Origin of the sequence: Pseudobacteriovorax antillogorgiicola (assembly GCF_900177345.1) — a bacterium.
Taxonomy (GTDB): Bacteria; Bdellovibrionota_B; Oligoflexia; order Oligoflexales; family Oligoflexaceae; genus Pseudobacteriovorax; species Pseudobacteriovorax antillogorgiicola.
The window spans coordinates 70,298-86,154 of sequence record NZ_FWZT01000009.1 but is presented as its reverse complement, the minus strand read 5'-3'; the positions used below and the strand labels follow the sequence as shown (position 1 = coordinate 86,154).

Below are 15,857 nucleotides of genomic sequence, written 5' to 3'. Positions count from 1 at the left end.
ATTGCACGAGCTGAACAGCTCGTGCCCTTTCGCTACCATGAGATGCTACCGTCATCTGGAGAGATGGTCCAAGACCTCCCCAAGAAACATATGGTAGTTTTCTTGGCAAATATCTGAAACCATGCCTCCCGTACCATTTACTAGGGATAAATAGCTAGCTGGGTTGGGTGGCTCCTGATAGTAGCCCGATGAAGCACAACGCTTCGGTGCAGACCAAGGGGGATCTTCAAGGAGTAGTAGAGCAAAGACAGTGGTTTCAAAAAAAACCTGATTAAAGTAGTCGTCCGCAGACTGAAACCCTTGCCCCTGGCAGCTTTCTTGAACTGCTGAACCACAGTTTTTCTCGTCTGTTAGCAAAAGGGCTGCGACCTCAGCATCATCCCGCAACCATGGGGTAATCCCCTGGGAGCATTGCCCAAACAGTCCCTTTGTTAAAGACTCGATGCCACGCTCTATAGAATTACCCTGATCGCCCACCTTGATCATCGCTTCTAGATTAGTAGCGACTTGTTCAGAGTTCACCCTGTATTGATCTCTGGTTAGAGTCAACTGATTGCCAAGAGTTCTCACAAGGCAAGGACTAGACGTGGTTACAACTGCAATCTGCCAGTCAAACCGATCTGTCAGCTCAGGAAGAGCTGCCCGCCATGCCGTTGATAAATCCCTTTGATATGCAACCATTGAAGCACTATCATCTATCACTAGAAGGATGTCGAGCTTCTGGCTAGGATCGTCACTCACGACCTGGTTACAAACCCTATCCTGAATAATGTCATCATACGTCTTACCAATCTCTATTTGGCCATCAATACAAATGAGATTGTAGAAACCGTCATCGCGAAGCTCTAGCCTAACAATGTCTCGAAACGCCATAATTTCTTGGCTGGAAGCAAGGTGAGTTGCAAGAATCAGAGACATCACCAGTAGCAATCGAAGCATACTATTCCTCCATATAATACTTATGGCCTCTTGGCCACGACAGGATGCATCGGCGCTTGGGAGCAGAAAATTGAATGGAGACCTTATCAAACACGAGAGAAATGGGCTAGGCTTCTTATTATTTAGTAAGGTTGACTCAGAAAATTTACTGAGTCAACCATGTACAGGTTATTGAATTCCTATCATTGGAAAGTTTTCCGGTAAGCTTACCTGCCATTTCCTAACAGAAACTTGATCCTTAACTTCTAGTCTTGCCTCGTCAATCGCCTGTGCAATAGGCATAGCAGAGCTTTTCTCTGCTGCTACGATGGCCCTATCACGATTGACAATTCCCGAGGACGAGACTTTATCTTGGAATTCGTCCCGCTGGTCCACGGTTGCCATGATGATCTTTTTGAGATCCACGGGGCGCAGAGCGGGATTGATGTCTTTAAGCTCAGCAGCTAAGCCAGCAACATAGGGTGCTGCTTGGCTTGTTCCACTGAGTTTCAGATAGAGGTCATTGGGAATCGCTGATCGAATCGCAACTCCCGGTGCAAGCACATGTACCGCTTGGCCGTAGTTAGAGAACGGTGCCAAGGCTTGTAATCCAAACGTCGCTCCTACAGTAATACTATTCTCTGCACTGATATTTGCTGGTGACACAGGAAATTGATCGTTGTTGGTTCCATCATTGCCCGCAGCAAAAACAAATAGGGTATTCGGCGCTTCTTCAACCAGTATACGTTGCTCAGCCACGGTACGATTCACGAAAAAGATTGCAAGATCTTCCACAGATTTTGGGTCAGGCGTATTTCCTCCCATCGCTAAGCGGACAATCGGTTCAATGATAAGCTTAGCTTGCATTACGCCAGTTCCTAGAGATGCATTGGCGACATCTGAATTGTGGCCATGGATATAGCTTCCCACTGAAGCAAAGGCTTGCCCTTGGGCTTTCGCGAGAAGATATAGGCCTCCTTTTATGATTTCCTTTAATATAAAGTTGAGAGATTTACCCTCTTCCAAAGCTCGTACTACATCCTTTTCTAGCTGTTGAAGAGGATTGTCAACAGGCAGCAACCTAATGGTAAGAATCCGCGCATCTTCATTTGAGCCTGCTGCTATAGACGCTACATGCGTCCCGTGAACATAGGCTCCGAACTTATTGAGCCTTGCCACAAAATCTCGATTCTGTGCCTTCTCCTGAAGCCAACGAAGATCCTCAGGCTCAATGGTACCTTCAAGTGCCAAGCCTTGAAGCTGAAAGAAGCGTTCGATATCACTATCGAAGAGGTCATTGTACTTGTAATCAATGATGCGATTGTTGTTACCGAAAAAGTTCCAACCCCAGATATCATCTCGATAGCCATTGTTATCTTCATCTCGGCGATTCACAGTATTATCCACTGGATTCTCCCAGATTCTCCCTTGTAAAAATTCGTGCTGATAGTCGACCCCAGAATCAACGATCGCTATGGTAGAGGCTGTTGCTACGCTAGATACCATGGCACAACTTGCCACCAGTGATAAGAGCTTCATAATGACTCCACAATGATAAAATCCGCAATTAGAAATATTTGCGAACGATTCTTGAGCATCTGGTGGTGCTAGTCAATAGGAAGGCACCTGCACGACCTTATCTCTAACTTCGATGAGGTAGGAAAGAATACACCCATCGGTGTATTCTTCTAGGGTAGCTACTTAGAGACATAGGAATCGCTAACTTAAGATTTTGAGTAGAAGTCGAGGTTTCTGAGCGAGCCCCATCACGGTAGCAATTCGAATCATAGGATCTAAGGCAAAAGCTCGCGAATAGATACCACCATGGACCTGTTCAGCGAATAGTTGCTGCGGATCATCCTGCACTTTATGATCCTGATTTAGCAGATCGTAGAGTAGCAGCAGACCACTTAACGCCTGGGTGGTTTGCACTTCAAAGATCTCGACTCCAAAAGTCTTAGCTCCCAAGAAGGCAGCTTGAAACACCGGGTGCTGCAAGGAGCGAGTTTTCGTGATGCCAGCGACATTTGCCGAAACCCGCAATGGCTTGGCATCACCGTCAAGGCTAACCCCTTGAGTCGCAAACACTTCTGCTGCTAAAGTTTTTGAAATGTACTGGGCTGCCTGATAGCCAACGCCTTGAAGAGGCACGATCGCTCGTGCTACGGGAAGCCCTTCCTTCTCGAACTGGTTTTCCAAATTCAAAAGTCCCAAGGTTTTAAGGACTCCTTGCCAGGCAGGAGGGCTTCGATGCATGGTCTTGGCTCGATCGAGGTCTTCTGGCTGCATGACCGCTGGTGAAGTTGGTGAAACCAGCATAGAAACCGAACCCACGATAGAAGGCTCAAGGCTTCGAACGATGCCATTCATAGTTGCTGTCAATCGCCACTCTTGACTCGCACCAGCAGCATAGGCAAACATTCCGATATGAACAGGCTCACCATCAGCAAAGGCTTCGATCGTTGATCCAATCGTTTGTGGCTCAAGGAGTATGTTTCGAGCTTTTTCGCCAAAGTATAACGTACCACTCAAACCTTTATGACGATCGACAAAGCTCTTGCAATCTTGAATGTCAACCCAAAGGACTGACGCACCCGCCTTGAGCAACATCGCTGTTGGAGCTAGCTCCGCTGATGCTCCCAAAATCACAAACTTCTGGCCCTTCAAGTTGATACAACCATCATCATTGAGCGCTTCTCGACTTATCCAAGTGATTGCCTTTGCTGCAGCTTTCGTGATCTGGTGCTCTTGCAACATAAGCTCTGCGAGATCTTTCAACCGCGCACCTTCGTAACGCTGACCACGAAAGGGAACTTCAGGTTTAAAGCCTTCGCTTTCCCCTAGGTCAATAGTCTCTAGAGGAGATGGTTTGCTATTACCTGCCATGTACTGTGTAAAAGGACCTGTGAAAATCGGGCTTTTATACTGCAGCTGATCCTGCGTTCGCCTCACCATGTATTTAGCGATTTCACTGCGCAATTTAGAATTGACTCGCGCCGCTTCGAATCGAACAACTGTCTCGCCATAGCTTTTTTTAAAGTCTTTTCGAGATGGTAGCTTGATATCCTTGAAGTCGTTTGGATAGCGTTGCATCGCCTCTTCTAGAATGTGCCTAAAAAAGCTCGAACCGGTAAAACCTTCCGGTAGGGTGACACCTTCATCGCTTTGCTTACTCAAAGTATACTCCTCCTATTAACTCATCCACGTTCCCCTACCCCATCACTAATTGATACAGTAGTCCTTTTAGTTGGAAAATTTGATGGAAAGACTAGCAGATCGGAAGGAAAAAACATCTCTATAATGACGATTAAAACAGATCGAAGGTGAATTTTACATATCAGGCGATACATACATATAATAACCTGATTCAATTAGACGTATTAAGAGACTGAAGCGAAACGCTTTAGAAACTTGTGGGATCATACCCCACAAGTTTAGATCCTAGTGGGGTCATGACAAGCCTAGAAGAAACCATTTTTATTCATCTTACGACCACCGACAAATGTTGCATAGAGTCTCATAGGTAGATCAATCGCTTGCACAGCATCCCAGTGCTCCACAAGCTTACCATTGTCCACGCGCCAGGTGTCTATGATGTTGAACCCCTTCTCCTGATTACCTCTGTGCTTGTGTTTTAGAGTGGCATGTGAATGAAGGCTTACCATATCGCCATCAACGATGATTTTTTTGACATCGTAGTTGAACTCAGGGAAGTTTTTGACAAACTTTTTTAGGTAACCTACAAGGCCATCGATACCGTCAGGCATATTTCGATTATGCTGGACGTAATTGTGCTTGCCAAACGTTTCCGTGATGTATTCGAAATCATGGTCATTCATGATGCCTTGAACGAAATCTATCACTAGATTGGCATTCTGCTCTTGCGTTTGGTTCCAATGAGGTCTCTTAAGTGCGTTAAAATCAATTTTTTGAACTGTCATCATCGTTCTCCTGTTTCTATTTTATCTGGTGGATTAAACTATTCAAAAGCTCTTTGTAGTAATTACTGTCTTGCCTGACGCGTGCGATCAGCATGCCCCCTTCTAAGGAGGCGACCAACACCTTAGACCATGCGTTTTCATTTAGATCGTCGCGGAATTCGCCTAGGGCCTTGCCTTTCTTGATTTGGTCTTCGATCCATTTTTCAAAGTGTTGGAAGAAACTCATAAGTGTTGGTTTAAGATCATCTTTTAAAGTACCAAAGTCGCTGGCAAGCATCCCTCCAAGGCAAAACTCCCCTTTGCTAGCGTTTGCAATGAAGAATTTGAAAACCTCATCAAGTCGCTCGCTAGGTCTCATATCTTGATTTTGTAAGGACTCAAGAGACTGCTGGTGGCGCTCATAAAACCTTTCCGCTACGGCAATTCCCAGCGCAGACTTGGTCGAGAAATAGTAATGTATAGTTGATGTTTTTACCCCCACCTCATTCTGAAGGTCTTTGAAACTAAAAGCATTAAAACCCTTGGTTTTGATCAAAGCCTCTGCTGAATCTAAAAGTTTATGGGCCGTAGCATTCCAGGTCAATTTGATCTCCATTTCCTTATCTATCTATTAGTAGATACAATCTTGTTATCGTCATTTGCTGTAGGAAGTGAAGCACTTTTTTTAAAAACTCGAATAAGTGAGCTATTTCGGTGATATACATGGGTCATGTAGCCAAGTAATTGGGGGCTGAGAGAGCTTAACTTTTACTTTGAGTAAGTTTTTGTAGGGGGGAGGCTCCAAAGGAGAGATAAACCTGGCCAATAGGGCACATTTAGATGATTTCGGAGCCCATGAATCGACCAACTAGAAATCATAATGACGGCTATAGGTGCTCTTCGAAATCAAATGTACGACATCGCCCGGAGAAAGAATGCCTACCATTCCTGTGTGGTCCAGACGAATAAGGCATTATCGTTATACGATCCTGGGATAATATCCCAGGTAGAACCATCCTGAGATCGTTCCATGTGAACCTTATCAGGAATAGCATTGAACTCACCTTGAGATGGAAACCCAAATGCGTTGACAGCATCATTACCAAAGACCCGATACCCTGAAATTGCAGCTCCCAGCAAGCCAAAGTCTAGCTCTATGTATTCTCCACCTCGGATGCCATCGTGGGAGCTAAATTGCTCAGACTCAAAGTACTTACCGCTTCGCCAAAACTCGCGGTCGTTATCGCTAAATACGAAATGCCCTGCGTAACTAGAAAGATTATTGTAAGTGGATGAAGACGTAACTGTCACTGGGCGGCTATCGATCGAGCCCTTTTCGCTAGAGAAGCTATAGTCGCTGGCCCAAACCCCACCGAATTGCAGTTCAAGCTGCTCCAATTGCAGAATTTCGCCGCTTATTACCGAGTCTACGACAAAGCGATAGTAACGATAGTAATCTTTAGCTATAGGGACTGCGCGCTCTAGAACAGAGTCTGAATAGTTGAAAGCTGCATCGTAGGAAAATAGCCCGTAGTAGTAGACGCTTCCATCGCTGAGTAGACCATTTTCTGTTGCCGAAAGACTTTTTCCCCATGAGACAATCTCATAATCCCCATGGCGACCCACATCATACACAACTCCAGCAGATGGCTCGAATGGCTTGGGGCTAGTACTTCGCACTAAAAGATAGCCGATTTCCGTTCCCAAAGAAGAAGACCATTGATGATTTACTGCCCCCTCATTAACGCTGAGTTTATAGTCAAGTGGTGTCAGCGGTACCGTAGGCGGCGAAAAGTGATATCGATAGCTTTCATTTGCAGTGGATACTTGGCGATTCGAACCAGCAACCGGTGTCCATGAACTACCATCCTGAGACCTCGCAAGATAGAAATTGTCTGGAGCACAGTCTGAGTAGAACGGGGGTTCACCCCCTAATATTTCCATACCCATCAATGCCTTTGGCCCTTCTGGAAATTCGAGTTCAATATAGATCGAATCAGCAGATTTTACATCAAAAGGAGAGCTGGAGCGAAAAACCGAGGATGCAGCTGACCAAGCGTTATTATTGCTTTGAAACGCAAAGTACACAGCATAGGCATCGTTGTACACTGAACTAGCAGAAACTCTCGCCCGGTTCGCCCCGATTAACCCTTCATATGTTTGGCTATCAATTTTTACCCGTGTCTCTTCAGAAAAATCATTGCTGAGCCACTGCCCATCAATGTAAAATCGAAGTTCCTGAACCTCTGTGGTATCGTAGCCACCGCAATCACTAGCAGTAGAATTAAAGTAAATACGATAGTATTTGGCCAGATCGGGATTGCGTGCCGCCGTCTCTATCTTGCTTAGAGGCTCAGAATAGAGCTTTTTCTCGTTGTAGGCAAATAAGGTGTAAGTGTAGGAGCTGCCAGACTCAACTGTAGAATCAATATAGTAGAGATCTGACCCTAAGTATAAGATGGAACCATTCCCCAGCGTCTCTTGACCTTCATAGAGCTGACCAGCGGTTGGCAGCTGCTCCAGTTCTCCGTCACTGCGAACGAGCAAGTATCCAGATGTACCTGCCCCTCCAGAGGCCCAACTAAGAACAATCCGATCCCCAAAAGATTCTCCACTCAAGTTTGCTGGGCGATTAGGGGTTGAAAAGAACATCATATTCTTCTCCGCGCCAATACTTAGTGCAAGTCTTTCCGTAGTGTCTGGCTCCTGCACTTGTGATACTAGCTCTAAGGCTTCTGGATTTTCGAACTGCGATATCCTAAGCTCATGCTCCCCCACAGGTACATTATCCAAGGTATAAAGACCATTTTTTTCTGGTGTCATTGCGACTAATTTTGTGCCTGGTAAACCAACCTCAATAGAATCGAAAGCTGATACTCCAACCATTTCCAAGCGTCCGCTGATACTCCCGGTATACGGCAAGTCAATCTCTTCAACTCCAGAATCGTCATTGTTTACATGACGAGTCATCCGAATTCCCACATTGTAACCTGAGTTCCCGGACTTCCCTATGGTTTCACCTTCTTTCTTTGCAGTAATGATAACGTCATACTCACCAGCAGGGACACCCTCTAGCTGATAGGTTGTATCATCGATTTGAACCACCTTGCTCTCGTCTACGTACCCGACTGCATAGGCATCAACACTTCCTGGCTCTATATCAGATCCGACTTTAAATGTAAGCTGGGCACCGGTCACTGGGACACTTGGCGCGGACACAATCTCTTCTGTATCTGTTGTTTTATCGCTATAACCGGACTGTGAGGTTCCATGATCAACGACTTTACTTGATTCGCCGGTACTTTCTTCGGTTGGACTACATGATAGCAGCAGTATGCTAGATAATACCGCGAGCAATGGCTGCCAGGGCCGAGGTGTTTCATGACTCATAATGTCACCATTTCAATTCTTCGTTAAGCCTAATCTCTAAGTGCTTCTGGAACTGAGGGTGAGGGAAACTATATATGTGTTCTCCCCCCTTTGTGGGGGAGCTAGCGATAAGCTAATTGATCTCGAAGCCCACAACACGATCGAACGTCAAAGAATCTTTTTCAATGCTCAGACTAAGGCCGTTTTCAGCCTCAGTTTCAAAGAAAACTGGTGACGCAGGCAGTGGCACACTATCGTTGCGACACTGAACCCCGACCATGCTCGCCTCTGTATTATCATATGAATCGAGAAGTATGTTAACGACTTCTGAATAGAGCTTGGATTCAAAAAGGTCCAAGCTTTCTTGCGGTAAGCCTTGAACCTGGAATTGTATGGTACAGTTCCAATCGTAGGAACATTGACCATCGTGATAATTGGCCAAGTCATCAAAGTTGCTCGCTGCTGGATCCTGGCAGCCTTCTCGGAACTCAGCCACATCGCTACCTCCCAGTAGCTTTGAAATCAGATGCTTTAAGCGGGCTCGATTGCGATCAATCTTGTTATCGAATACCTGATCTCGAAATGTATAGATTTGATCGGATATTCCTGCTATTCGATTGATGCGTTTGAGATATCGAGCAGCCTTTCTATTTTTGCCGGCTAAGAGAAGTTCGTCCCTCTCGGCGGATAGTCTAAGGACCCTCATCGACTTTCGATAAATTCTTTCGGAGGTTCTCAAAGCCCGCAAGCGTAGCTGACTGTCTGGTAAGTCGCCGATGATTCCTTGGTAAAACGAAACCTCAGCCCGAGCACCTGCCTGCGATATCCCAAATGCTGGCGCAAATTGTTCGATCTCTTCAGCCGGATTTAAACTAAGACACTCAGCTTCATCAATGACTAGAAATCCATCCTGGTAAATGGCACGAGCATTAGCTAAGTTTTCGCAAAAGCCAAAATCATTGTAATAGGCGATCCCGTGATCGTAGTAATCGTATGGTTCGAAGTCATTGCTGTTTCTAACTTCTATGGCGACCTCTGGAATCTGGCCTTCGTCTTTCTTAATATCGACGCGATTTCCTAAGGAGAATGTCGCTGAAGCAGCAAGAGCAGAAGATGATGACAAGAGAAGTAATATAACTGTAAGGATCGTTAGTCTCACAAGGGGACTCCTAGCGAAATGATTGCCGATATCTCTAAAGAGCCTGAGCCAACGATTACTGAATTTTGACTGCTTGTAAAAGCGCTATCGCCTGTTTTAGTAAGAGAGTCAAAAGAATCTTATTTCTTACCAAGTATCAGCACCTTAAAAGTTTAATTTTGATTTTCTAGACAGACTTTAGACCTAGATTTTAATTGGGACAGACTTTCTTAAAGTCAGGACCTTAGGGGAAGTTCCTGATCTGGCACGGATATTTTTCTTTTATGGCATACCGCCAGTGCATTGCGACAGGACTCTTGGATACCCTGCAACTTACGCTCAAATGCACTAATCTCTTTCAGGCTGCGTTTCGCCCGCGCTACTTGCTCATCTCTAAACTGCAGTTTGTTCCTGAGTATAAACTGATTTCCCTCACGCAAGCCCTTCAATTTAAGCTGCTCCTCAAAGAGCCTGCCTAGTTTGTGTTGGATCGACTCATAGTTCATGGGTTTCTTACCTTCTGGCAGGATTAAATCTCGATATGACTGCAAAATAAAGCTGAAGCGGGTGGCATTATCCACTCCCACCGATTTTGTGTACGTCTTTAGTGTATCTGTTGCTTGGCTTAAGGATCTAAGTTTCATTTCAACTCGTGGCCCCCCATTCTGAAATACGTGATAGCTTAACTCATGAGTTTCTTCGAGCTCGCGAACCATTGTTTTCACATCAGCGTCCTCCTGATCACGGATGACCAGCTCAAACAGATCCGATATCTCGTCGGCTTCTCCCCTATCCCGAGCCTTCATACCGACCAGGACAAATAGCTCTCCCCCCTCCTTGTAGCCGAGGACAAATTCATCTCCACAGCTCTTGCGAAACCACCCCGCACCATATTCAGCGAAGGCCTCGTAGCTCTCTACTTTAAGAGTTGGCTCAATGAGCAAGGTCGACTTCAAACTGACCTGCGCCCTTCCTAAAAAGTAAACCCCATAGGGTTCGATTGGTGCAGCTAAAATAAAATCCCGCTTTTTACGTTCGGCCATCAAGCCAAAGGCATGATTCAGATCGGTATCCCCATAGATCGCCTTTGCCAGTTCTCGGTGTGTTTTAACTCGCTGCCAGCCAAATTCGACAAGGGTTTTAGTATGAACCTCCCGTTCTCCCTGAAGGTCGATGCAAAGACCACGGGATTGATGCTTGAGTCCATCGTAGCCCAAGCCTAGCACTGATCTTATTGTTTTTTCTTTTGGCTCTAGTTTAACTTTTGAGGGAACTTTTGTTTCCCTGGTAACACATGACAGAGTTAGCAGTAATGTTAGAGAAAGAGCATGGAATGGCCGCAAAACCTTAACCTCTCCGGTATGATAACTTTAGAATTCCCGAACTTATCATGACTGAATTCTTACGCACGGACAAGCCTAGAGCTATGTCCTCATTTTATGAGGACGAGTCGCAGGCAAATTTTAGATGCTAATAACAAATTCCATGCAATAACTAATACTCATAAAGACATTCCCTGGCCAACAATAGGCTCGTCGATAAGTTTTCTATCAATGAAAGGGCTCAGTTCAACCACCCGATATGATGTTATTAAATTGGGAAATACAGTAAGTCGCTACAAGCTAGCTACAAAATTTATCAAGTAAGATTCAAAACTTCCGAATGTAGGACAGGAGCAATGACCTTGACCTCGACAACGAGATGATTCATGAGCGACGAGCCTAAGTCAATTCAAACAATGTCTGTAGACCTTGATGCCGATTTCGGCGATGCCAATATCAAGAAACTCCACTCTATTCAGGCCCGCATAGCTGAAGCTGCTGGGGAAGCTGAAAACTTAGCTCAGAAAATTGAAATCTACCAGAATCAAGTCGAACAATTGCAGATGACAATTGAAGACCTCAGCCGTGATCGGGATGCTGCCTACGAAACGATCCGCGAGCAAGAAGACAAGATTACAGACAATCGTAAATTCGAGCAGGACCTAGAAATTGAGGTTAGCAAGCACTATCAAGACCTAGAAAATTTAAAAGAACAGATTCGAACGCTAGCAGAAACAGTCGAGATCAGGCAAAAGAAGAGTCAACAGGTTATCACAGCAGAAAAAGAGTATGCTGACGATAAGGTCAAATCGATCCGATCGGAACTTCAGGAAGAAGAAGAACGACTACAGCGAGAGTTTGAGAAGTTCAGAAGTCAACTCGAACAAGAAGCAAAAGCCCTTGACCAAGAACTTATTGATCGCCGGAAAACAGAAACACGGGCTTTTGAAGTTGAGTTTCACGAAAAGCGCCGAAAAGCAGAGGAGCAAGTAAATCGTATGCTCCAGGATGCACGAAATAAAAGTGAAGCGATGGTAAAGGCAACTGAGCATACGGTGCTTGAGGTTCATCGTGAATCTGAATCTGCTGCCAAGAGACTCATCACTGAGGCAGAGGATAAAGCAGCAGAGATAGTTCGCACAGCTCAACTGGAGGCTGAAGATGTACGCCGACGAACTCACAGCTCCGAGATCGCCTTCCTCAAAGAGAAGAATACTAGCCTAGCAGAACTCAAGCAGATGATGGCTGAAGCAAAACGAAATGCCGAAGAAATCGTCGATAAAGCCAAACAAGAAGCTCAAGATAAGATTGAATCTGTTGATGAGGACAATGAGCAAAAAATCAATCTTGCTAATACAAAGAGCAGCAAGCTCGTCCGAGAGGCTCAGGAAAAGGCCGACAACCTTGTGGCTCAGACACAGAACGAATTGATTCGAAAAGAGCGTGAACTTGAGGAAAAGTTCAGTCGTAAGGTGAAAGCGGCAGAAGAGCAACTGACTCAAGAACGTGAGAAACATGAGGAATATGGTCAAAGCATTTTGGCTAGCGCTCGCGAACGAGCCGAAGCCATTCTGGAATCAGCCAAGAGCGAATATAACTTTAAGATGGAAGAATTACGCGCTCATGAAGCCAATATCACTCAAAATTCTCAGAAATCTGCTGAAAAGGTGATCAGTGATGCTGAGGCCATCGCCTTACAAATTGTTGAGACCTCCCGCCAGCGAGCCAAGAACATCGAAGAAACATTAAAGTCTATATTATCAGAGGCTCATCGCGAGGCGGACTCCATTCGCACAGAAGCACATCGGTACGCGGAAAGAGTGAAAAAAGAGGTTCCTGATCCCAGTCGCTGGGAAAGTGAACTCATGCGCATTCGACGTGAGGAGCAAGATAGGCTCAGGGGTTTGATTGAGCCAACCGCGTCCAATTATCTTAAGGCAATCGATATTGCGATCAGCAATATCTTTGTCAACCTGCCCGCCAAATACCAAAAAAGTAAAGCAATTCAGGAGTTCACAGAAGCCATAGCAAATATTCAAAGCCGTAAGAATCAAATTGATATTGCTCGCTTAATTCCCGACTCAAATCAGACCAAAGCCCCGCCTCCACCAGAGATGGACCCTTTGAAGAAGCCATCATGAAAAATGCCCCATATAACTGAGGTTAGACCCTACTTTTTGTAACCATATTTGCGAAGAAGCCCCCGGAACTGATGGTAACTCAACTTTAGATGCTCGGCGGCTAGCTTTTGGCTGCCATGGCAACTCGTTAGAGCCGTCTCGATCAAGCCTCTCTCAAAATCTTCCACATGATCGGTAAATGACTTTTGAACCGAGGACTGCTCGTTCTTGCGAGGTGTTTCGGGAGACCCGCTGGGCTTGCTAACCTGACGCCATGAGACTATATGGCCCTGATCTCGACTGCCAAATACAGTCCTCTCGACTACATTCTTAAGCTCTCGAATATTGCCTGGCCATTGGTGCTGATAGAGCTGCTGCCAAGCGCTTTCTTCAATCACTGGTGGAGGAATGTCAAAATCGAGACAGAATCTACGAATAAAGTATTCTGCCAGAAGCCGAATATCACTGCCTCTGTCTCTCAAAGGGGGAATCTCTATCATGTCGAAGCAAAGACGATCATAAAGATCAGGAAGGAATTCCTTTCGATCTACCAAAGCTTGCAGGTGCTGATTGCTCGCTACCACAAGCCGAATACTGACCTTCACTGGTCGATTCGACGAAAGCCGATAGAACTCGCCGTATTCGATCACTCTAAGAAGCTTCTCTTGAACCTGCTTCGAGGCCAAAGCGATCTCATCTAGAAAAAGCGTTCCACCATCTGCAGCCTCGATTTTGCCCAAGCGCTTCTTATCTGCCCCTGTGAACGCACCGGCTTCGTAGCCGAACAGCTCCGCATCGAGCAAGCTGCCACCAAGAGTCCCACAGTTTACTTTGATAAAGGGCTCGGTCCACCATGGTGCGTGATAATGAAGGCGATCAGCCACCAGTTCCTTGCCGACGCCTCGCTCCCCGAAAACGATCACTGGCCGATGGATTTTTGCAAGATCGGAGGTCTGTTCCATCATCGCTGTAAACACTTCAGATTCGCCGATCGCTTCTTGGTTCATTGAGAGCCCTACCACTAGAATAGCCAAGTAAGCTAATCAATCGGCTAATATCACCAACTCAGCAAGGATTAATTGATAAAACTATGTATTTTTAGGTAGTTATGAATTGGCACTCCCCTTGCTTTACGGAAGGTGTGTTTGAATTCCACCATCCTTTTAGGAGTAAATACGATGAAGAAAGCAATTCGAACAGCTCAAGCAGCCTTGGACCCAGGAAAGCTTTTTCTTTGCCCATGGCAGATGAGCATGATTGGCCTTGCGACAGCCCTTTTGCCTCTGTTAGTCGTTTTTTACAGTTACAAAAATTTTAGCGTTTGATAGCTATAGTACTCTAAGCTGAGGAGTTAATATTATGGGAATTTTTTCCAGATTTACTGATATTGTTAATGCAAATATTACCGCTCTCCTTGATAAAGCCGAAGATCCAGTTAAAATGGTACGCCTAATGATTCGAGAGATGGAAGAAACCCTCTTCGATGTCAAAGCATCGGCAGCGAGGATCGTAGCTGATCAGAAGACCCTTGAACGCCGACTACTTGAGCTGAAGGACCACTCTGAACTTTGGCAGGGTCGGGCTGAGTTAGCGATCGAGAGAGGCGAAGAAGATCTGGCTCGGTCAGCCCTGATTGAGAAGTCCAAGATCGAAAAAGAGCATGAAGGCGTTCATCGTCAGCTGGATGATCTAAACCAAAACCTTCAGAAGTTCCGAGAGGATATTCAAACCCTCGAAAAGAAACTGGATGAGGCCAAAAGTAAAAAACGAGCGATTGAAGCCCGTGCCTTTACGCTCGAAAGCCAAAGCAAGATCCAAAAACAGATCATCAAAGCCAATTCCAGCGATGGAGCGTTTCACAAGTTTGAACGTATGGAGCGTGACTTAGATCGCCTCGAAGGTGATTTGATCGCCCATAGACCCGAAGCTGATTTGGAAGAAAAGTTTAAGAAGCTAGAGCATGAACAGTCCGTAGAAGCCGAGTTGGAAGCCCTTAAGGAAAAGGTGAAGGCTGGCAAATCAGATTAGAAAGGGTCGAGGAGAAATGGAGAACCTAGAATCCATCGTAGCCATTGTTTGTATTTTCGTGATCTGCCCGCTGATCGTTTTCCACTATGTCTTTGGCTCACGTCGCACAGTATCCAATGACGACGGGGGCAAGTATCAGGAACTCCAACAAAAGGCGAGACTACTTGAAGATAGGATTCAAACCCTAGAAAGAATTTTGGATCGGGAGTATCCCCGTTGGAGAAAATCATGAGATTTTACCGGGATGGGAGCAAGGGAAAGATTGCTGGGGTCTGCTATGGATTGGGGCAAGGCTTAGGTATTAAGGTTGGCGCCTTACGGTTCCTGTGTCTTCTTTCAATCTTAGTATTGGGCCCTGGTAGCTTACTAATCTATCTCGTCTTGACTGCAGTTTTACCCAATGTTTCTCTCGACGAGCGGCGCAAGCGCAGTAACGCCCAGGCATCCCACCATCTTGACTATGTGTTCGAAAGCCTAGACTTGAGAATCAAGAAAATAGAAAGCTACGTAACAACAGAAACTTTTGCCGTAGAAACCCGTTATCGACAGCTTGAAAGCCAGTCTGAGGCTAGCCACCTGTCAAGCAACGAGAGACTCTAAAGTTCGCTCTATTGCTAGAGCTAGCTTCTGAAAGTTTATTGGTTTGGCACAAAAGGCATCAAAGCCTTTCGCCTCCAAATCACAGTCCTCATCAACCTTTGCACTGACCGCAATCACTTTAACATCGGGATGGCTCTTCTTGATCATTCGAGTCGCCTCCCAGCCATCCATTCGAGGCATCATCAAATCCATTAAGACAAGGTCTGGTTGCCCTCGTTCGCGGATACAATCTATGGCATCAAGACCATCACATGCTTGGGCAATGATAAAACCCTTGCGAAGCAAACGACGCTTTAAGATCAAGACATTCATTTCTTCGTCGTCTACTAAAAGAACTTTGGTTTGTTGCTGAGTCATATTTTTTCCTAGTCACTAATACTATCCCAAAGCTTTTTACGGCTGTTTCCCTTCCGAGCTTCAGTCAATTCGAAAGCAAGAACAC

15 protein-coding genes are annotated in these 15,857 nt (G+C 45.5%); 5 read left to right on the top strand and 10 right to left on the bottom strand.

Features of this window, described 5'->3' with window-relative positions:
• Positions 1 to 51 precede the first annotated feature (51 nt).
• From B9N89_RS13430 to B9N89_RS13395, 8 genes are all read right to left on the bottom strand, one after another.
• Positions 52 to 939, bottom strand: a complete 888-nt coding sequence (locus B9N89_RS13430; RefSeq protein ID WP_132319372.1) for a VWA domain-containing protein — start codon at positions 937 to 939, stop codon at positions 52 to 54.
• A gap of 168 nt (positions 940 to 1,107) precedes the next feature.
• The gene (locus tag B9N89_RS13425; protein WP_132319374.1) at positions 1,108 to 2,457 is read right to left on the bottom strand and encodes a S8 family serine peptidase; all 1,350 of its coding nucleotides are present in this window, start codon (positions 2,455 to 2,457) and stop codon (positions 1,108 to 1,110) included.
• A gap of 180 nt (positions 2,458 to 2,637) precedes the next feature.
• Positions 2,638 to 4,095 (bottom strand): hypothetical protein, encoded by a 1,458-nt coding sequence (locus B9N89_RS13420; RefSeq protein WP_132319376.1) that lies wholly within the window; start codon positions 4,093 to 4,095, stop codon positions 2,638 to 2,640.
• A 284-nt stretch (positions 4,096 to 4,379) separates the two neighbouring features.
• Positions 4,380 to 4,859 carry a nuclear transport factor 2 family protein gene (locus B9N89_RS13415; RefSeq protein ID WP_132319378.1) on the bottom strand — a complete coding sequence of 160 codons (480 nt, stop codon included), beginning with the start codon at positions 4,857 to 4,859 and terminating at the stop codon, positions 4,380 to 4,382.
• A gap of 16 nt (positions 4,860 to 4,875) precedes the next feature.
• Positions 4,876 to 5,454, bottom strand: coding sequence for a TetR/AcrR family transcriptional regulator (locus tag B9N89_RS13410; RefSeq protein WP_132319380.1), 579 nt, complete (start codon positions 5,452 to 5,454; stop codon positions 4,876 to 4,878).
• 323 nt (positions 5,455 to 5,777) lie between these two features.
• On the bottom strand, positions 5,778 to 8,228 hold the full coding sequence (locus tag B9N89_RS13405) for a fibronectin type III domain-containing protein (protein ID WP_132319382.1): 2,451 nt from the start codon (positions 8,226 to 8,228) through the stop codon (positions 5,778 to 5,780).
• A 112-nt stretch (positions 8,229 to 8,340) separates the two neighbouring features.
• The gene (locus B9N89_RS13400; RefSeq protein ID WP_132319384.1) at positions 8,341 to 9,366 is read right to left on the bottom strand and encodes a hypothetical protein; all 1,026 of its coding nucleotides are present in this window, start codon (positions 9,364 to 9,366) and stop codon (positions 8,341 to 8,343) included.
• 215 nt (positions 9,367 to 9,581) lie between these two features.
• Entirely contained in the window at positions 9,582 to 10,571 is a 990-nt protein-coding gene (locus B9N89_RS13395) for a hypothetical protein (protein WP_159455359.1), read from the bottom strand.
• Positions 10,572 to 11,053: 482 nt separating this feature from the next.
• Here B9N89_RS13395 and B9N89_RS13390 point away from each other — a divergent pair, with 482 nt between their 5' ends.
• On the top strand, positions 11,054 to 12,808 hold the full coding sequence (locus tag B9N89_RS13390) for a coiled-coil domain-containing protein (RefSeq protein WP_132319388.1): 1,755 nt from the start codon (positions 11,054 to 11,056) through the stop codon (positions 12,806 to 12,808).
• Positions 12,809 to 12,837: 29 nt separating this feature from the next.
• Here B9N89_RS13390 and B9N89_RS13385 read toward each other — a convergent pair whose 3' ends face one another.
• A complete protein-coding gene (locus tag B9N89_RS13385; protein WP_132319390.1) occupies positions 12,838 to 13,794 on the bottom strand; it encodes a sigma 54-interacting transcriptional regulator in 957 nt (318 codons plus the stop codon).
• A gap of 171 nt (positions 13,795 to 13,965) precedes the next feature.
• Here B9N89_RS13385 and B9N89_RS31360 point away from each other — a divergent pair, with 171 nt between their 5' ends.
• The 4 genes from B9N89_RS31360 to B9N89_RS13370 are packed head-to-tail and all read left to right on the top strand — an operon-like array spanning position 13,966 to position 15,415.
• Positions 13,966 to 14,112: a hypothetical protein gene (locus tag B9N89_RS31360; protein ID WP_159455358.1), complete on the top strand. Its 147-nt coding sequence runs from the start codon at positions 13,966 to 13,968 to the stop codon at positions 14,110 to 14,112.
• Between the two features lie 34 nt (positions 14,113 to 14,146).
• The gene (locus B9N89_RS13380; protein WP_132319392.1) at positions 14,147 to 14,815 is read left to right on the top strand and encodes a PspA/IM30 family protein; all 669 of its coding nucleotides are present in this window, start codon (positions 14,147 to 14,149) and stop codon (positions 14,813 to 14,815) included.
• A 16-nt stretch (positions 14,816 to 14,831) separates the two neighbouring features.
• Entirely contained in the window at positions 14,832 to 15,047 is a 216-nt protein-coding gene (gene pspB / locus B9N89_RS13375) for an envelope stress response membrane protein PspB (RefSeq protein ID WP_132319394.1), read from the top strand.
• Positions 15,044 to 15,415 carry a PspC domain-containing protein gene (locus B9N89_RS13370; RefSeq protein ID WP_132319396.1) on the top strand — a complete coding sequence of 124 codons (372 nt, stop codon included), beginning with the start codon at positions 15,044 to 15,046 and terminating at the stop codon, positions 15,413 to 15,415. Before pspB ends, B9N89_RS13370 begins: the two co-directional genes overlap by 4 nt.
• Here B9N89_RS13370 and B9N89_RS13365 read toward each other — a convergent pair.
• Positions 15,395 to 15,772, bottom strand: coding sequence for a response regulator (locus B9N89_RS13365; RefSeq protein WP_132319398.1), 378 nt, complete (start codon positions 15,770 to 15,772; stop codon positions 15,395 to 15,397). The two genes, B9N89_RS13370 and B9N89_RS13365, sit on opposite strands and share 21 nt — an antisense overlap.
• Positions 15,773 to 15,857: the final 85 nt, after the last annotated feature.

Coding starts and splice junctions, on each gene's coding strand:
- B9N89_RS13430 (WP_132319372.1), bottom strand. CDS start 939: ATGCTTCGATTGCTACTGGTGATGTCTCTGATTCTTGCAACTCACCTT.
- B9N89_RS13425 (WP_132319374.1), bottom strand. CDS start 2,457: ATGAAGCTCTTATCACTGGTGGCAAGTTGTGCCATGGTATCTAGCGTA.
- B9N89_RS13415 (WP_132319378.1), bottom strand. CDS start 4,859: ATGACAGTTCAAAAAATTGATTTTAACGCACTTAAGAGACCTCATTGG.
- B9N89_RS13410 (WP_132319380.1), bottom strand. CDS start 5,454: ATGGAGATCAAATTGACCTGGAATGCTACGGCCCATAAACTTTTAGAT.
- B9N89_RS13405 (WP_132319382.1), bottom strand. CDS start 8,228: ATGAGTCATGAAACACCTCGGCCCTGGCAGCCATTGCTCGCGGTATTA.
- B9N89_RS13390 (WP_132319388.1), top strand. CDS start 11,054: ATGAGCGACGAGCCTAAGTCAATTCAAACAATGTCTGTAGACCTTGAT.
- B9N89_RS13385 (WP_132319390.1), bottom strand. CDS start 13,794: ATGAACCAAGAAGCGATCGGCGAATCTGAAGTGTTTACAGCGATGATG.
- B9N89_RS31360 (WP_159455358.1), top strand. CDS start 13,966: ATGAAGAAAGCAATTCGAACAGCTCAAGCAGCCTTGGACCCAGGAAAG.
- B9N89_RS13380 (WP_132319392.1), top strand. CDS start 14,147: ATGGGAATTTTTTCCAGATTTACTGATATTGTTAATGCAAATATTACC.
- pspB (WP_132319394.1), top strand. CDS start 14,832: ATGGAGAACCTAGAATCCATCGTAGCCATTGTTTGTATTTTCGTGATC.
- B9N89_RS13370 (WP_132319396.1), top strand. CDS start 15,044: ATGAGATTTTACCGGGATGGGAGCAAGGGAAAGATTGCTGGGGTCTGC.
- B9N89_RS13365 (WP_132319398.1), bottom strand. CDS start 15,772: ATGACTCAGCAACAAACCAAAGTTCTTTTAGTAGACGACGAAGAAATG.